This is a genomic window from Serratia sp. HNCC26DJ206, assembly GCF_057180605.1.
Genome location: NZ_JBXUGP010000098.1, coordinates 1 through 1,349, shown reverse-complemented (window position 1 = coordinate 1,349; position 1,349 = coordinate 1). Strand labels below are relative to the sequence as shown.

2 protein-coding genes are annotated in these 1,349 nt (G+C 52.3%); both read right to left on the bottom strand.

The genetic code is table 11. From position 1 onward, the window contains the following. The coding region (locus AC2A1E_RS24075; protein WP_484385855.1) for a FimD/PapC N-terminal domain-containing protein at positions 1-575 on the bottom strand (575 nt) is incomplete at its 3' end. Between the two features lie 52 nt (positions 576-627). Continuing rightward, a complete protein-coding gene (locus AC2A1E_RS24070) occupies positions 628-1,299 on the bottom strand; it encodes a fimbrial biogenesis chaperone (protein ID WP_484385854.1) in 672 nt (223 codons plus the stop codon). Positions 1,300-1,349 lie beyond the last annotated feature (50 nt).

Below are 1,349 nucleotides of genomic sequence, written 5' to 3'. Positions count from 1 at the left end.
CTGTTGGAGCCGCTGAAACTGTAGTTGGTCAACAGTGCAGGGATCCCCTGTTGCCACTTTTCTGGCGCCACATAGCCGCGGGCCTCGCTCTTCAGCGCGGCCTGCGGAATGCTCAGGTTCAACCGTTGGCTGCTAAACTGGAATTCGGTATAGGCGTTAGGGATCGCGGCCGATAAATCGACGCACTTACTGTCTGGTTTCAACGCGCTGAACGCGACAATGTTGACCCCGAGAGCGGCCAGATCGCGGGTGCTCAGGCAAGGTTGCAGGCTGACCTTGCCCGCCTCATCACGATGCTGGATAAACTCCACTTCACGGGAGTTGATCACCTGACCATTCAACAAGACGTCTACACGATAAGTCCCAGGCGCCTGGGTATCGCCTTCTTCAAATACCGACAGGTCGGCCCCTGCTTCTGCCGGGTTATCGATCTGTAACAGTTCCGGGTTAAAATATTCACGTGCCTGGACCACGCGCAGATCGGCCACCATCAAGCCAATCAAGAAAGCCAACGGCAATAGCTTGAAGTTCTGCATCTTGTTTTTAGTGCGGTAATTGCTTGGCGTATAGCGCATTCTCAGATTCCTGTTCACGGGTGAAACTCTGATGTTTTCTGGTTTACCTGTGTTACAGAGAGGACTGGAAGGCGTCGCTGATGCCACCATAATCATTGATGATCTTCCAACTGACCGTATTACCGGCTACGCCTGCGGGCAGCGCAAAGCTTGCCGTGGCATGCGGAGCGACCATGGTCACTTCTGGCAGTTCTTTACCGCCAACGGAGATGGAGAAGAAGCTCAGGTAATAAGGTGAACTGTTGGTTGCCTGTAAGGTATTACCGCTACGCTGCCATTTGAGGGTTTGCGCCGCGTCATTCAACGTGCCTTTTACGCCAGCCGGGCGATAAATCAGCTTGATGCGGGTCTTGACCGCGATCTGCAGGGTGTTATCCACTTTCTCTGTGGAAGGAATAGACTTTATATTCAGCCAGAACAGGGATTCTTTATCTTCCGGCAGGTTGCCCCCGGCACGGACAATGCGTAGCACGTTATCTTGTTCAGCATTCAGCCTGAACAGCGGAGGGGTAATAATAAAAGGTGCTTTCGCTTGCCCACCTTCCTGTGTATCAACCCAGGATTGGATGAGATAGGCCGTTTTATCTGGGTTCTTCACGCTGAGAGCGGTCTCTTTTTTACCGCCGTCATAGATCACTCGGGTACCACCAACGATGACGCCTGCGGATGCGCTCAGTGAGCTCAGCAGTAACCCGCCGAGCAATGCTTTATGCCATAATTTCATAATAGAATTTCCTATATCCTGCGGACAACAAAGTAAAAAACCAACAGCAG